Source organism: Blautia sp. AF19-13LB, assembly GCF_003479105.1.
Taxonomy (GTDB): domain Bacteria; phylum Bacillota; class Clostridia; order Lachnospirales; family Lachnospiraceae; genus Fusicatenibacter; species Fusicatenibacter saccharivorans.
The window spans coordinates 1-1,917 of record NZ_QUGO01000053.1 but is presented as its reverse complement, the minus strand read 5'-3'; the positions used below and the strand labels follow the sequence as shown (position 1 = coordinate 1,917).

Genomic DNA, 1,917 nt, shown 5'->3' with positions numbered 1-1,917 from the left:
TCGCACGTTCCGTTCTTTGGGGAGGGAATAACCGTAAGGTTTGTCCCTTACCCGACAGCGAAGAAGTCCGGGAAACCGGATGGAGCAAAGGACAGAACAGTTAATCATCTGGAGTACGTCCTAATTGAGAGTTTTAGACGAAACACATGCCGAGAGGAGTACCACAAGTACTAAGTGGTCGGAACTCACGAAAAGGAAAGGAAACAGTGCATGGAGGAACAAGGAATATTTATAGAACGCATTCTGTCAAATGAAAACATGAATCGTGCCTACAAACAGGTGAAAAAGAATAAAGGTGCGGCAGGAATAGACGGAATGGAATGTGCCGATTTGCTTTCTCATTTGAAAGTAAATGGCCAGCAACTCAGAGAGAGTATAAGAAATCAGTCATACAAACCAATGCCAGTAAAGAGAGTGGAAATCCCTAAAGCAGACGGAAGCAAACGAAAACTTGGTATTCCAACTGTCACAGATCGCATGGTACAACAAGCAGCTGCACAGGTATTAACACCTATATATGAAAGAAAATTTCATGAGAACAGCTATGGATTCAGACCCGGAAAAAGTGCACAGAAGGCAGTATTAAAAGCAGTTGAATACATGAATGAAGGATATAACTGGGTCGTGGATATTGACTTGGAAAAGTTTTTTGATACGGTAGAACACGACAAGTTAATATCTGTTTTGAACAAAGAGATTAAGGATGGAAAAATACTTTCGCTAATCCGAAAATTTCTAGTAAGTGGAGTTATGGTTGGAGAACAGATAGAAGAAACAGAAATCGGAACCCCACAAGGGGGAAATATTTCACCACTTCTCGCTAACATACTGCTCAATGAATTGGATTGGGAACTTGAAAGCCGAGGACTTAAATTTGCACGATATGCAGATGACTGTATTATTTTTGTCAAAAGCGAAAAAGCTGCGGCAAGGGTAATGGAATCGGTCACGAAGTATGTTGAAAATGTTCTGCGGCTGAAAGTGAACAGGGGCAAAAGTAAAATAGGGAGACCCACAGAAATACAATATCTGGGATTTGCCTTCTATTATCAGTTTCAAGAAAAGAAATATAAGATAAAAGTCCCTAAAAAGTCATTGGATAAGGTAATGAAGAAAGTCAGAAAATTAACGAGCCGCAAGTGGGGTGTAAGTAACTCATATAAAGCCCAAAAGATAGCGGAAGTGGTAAGAGGCTGGATCAATTACTTTAAAATTGGCTCAATTCTTACAGCAACCCGAAGACTCGATACGGTTATTAGGTACAGGTTCAGAATGTGCATATGGAAACATTGGAAAAATCCTAAAACCAGATATAAAAATCTGGTAAAACTGGGTGTTAGTAAAAAGAATGCAAAAAGTGCGGCAGGGTTCCATGGATATGCTCGGGTTTGTCGTACAGAAACTATTTGCTATGCAATGTCAAATGCACGTCTGAAAAAGTTCGGGTTACTCTCAGCAGAGGAATATTTTTGTCAAACAAGATGTTAAGTTAACTGAACCGCCGGATGCGGAACCGCATGTCCGGTGGTGTGAGAGGTCGGCGGCGAAAGCCGCCTCCTACTCGATCTACATCGATCTTGAATCTTTGATTTGCGACTGGAAGTAAAACAAATTTGATGTTATCTTTATTTAAAAAATCAACTACTTGTTTCAACCCATCGACGTCATCCTTTAACCAACCCATATCAACTTTGATTCCATAATGTGTTCCACTAAACATAATCTTTACCTCCTGTATTCATTGATGTTCTTTTGATGATTAAAGTATACCACCAAATTAGTGGTTTTGAAAAATTATAAAGAGGATTCCTGGAAGAGAGCATATCAACTTAGTGCGACAGCCCCTTTTACTTAACTCTTAAATGAAAAGTCTAATCCCCCAGCTATGCTGGGGAGAATAGAGTAGTCGGAAGTGGT

At 39.9% G+C, this 1,917-nt stretch carries 2 protein-coding genes; one reads left to right on the top strand and one right to left on the bottom strand.

What is annotated here, in order from left to right:
* Positions 1-210 precede the first annotated feature (210 nt).
* Positions 211-1,488, top strand: coding sequence for a group II intron reverse transcriptase/maturase (gene ltrA, locus DWX32_RS19120; protein ID WP_082426135.1), 1,278 nt, complete (start codon positions 211-213; stop codon positions 1,486-1,488).
* Position 1,489: 1 nt separating this feature from the next.
* Here the strand turns inward: ltrA and DWX32_RS19115 are convergent, their stop codons facing one another.
* Positions 1,490-1,720 carry a hypothetical protein gene (locus DWX32_RS19115; protein ID WP_055265141.1) on the bottom strand — a complete coding sequence of 77 codons (231 nt, stop codon included), beginning with the start codon at positions 1,718-1,720 and terminating at the stop codon, positions 1,490-1,492.
* Between the last annotated feature and the right edge of the window lie 197 nt (positions 1,721-1,917).

Bases quoted from the DNA above. Each gene is read 5' to 3' on its own strand.
- ltrA (WP_082426135.1), top strand. From the start codon at position 211: ATGGAGGAACAAGGAATATTTATAGAACGCATTCTGTCAAATGAAAAC.
- DWX32_RS19115 (WP_055265141.1), bottom strand. From the start codon at position 1,720: ATGTTTAGTGGAACACATTATGGAATCAAAGTTGATATGGGTTGGTTA.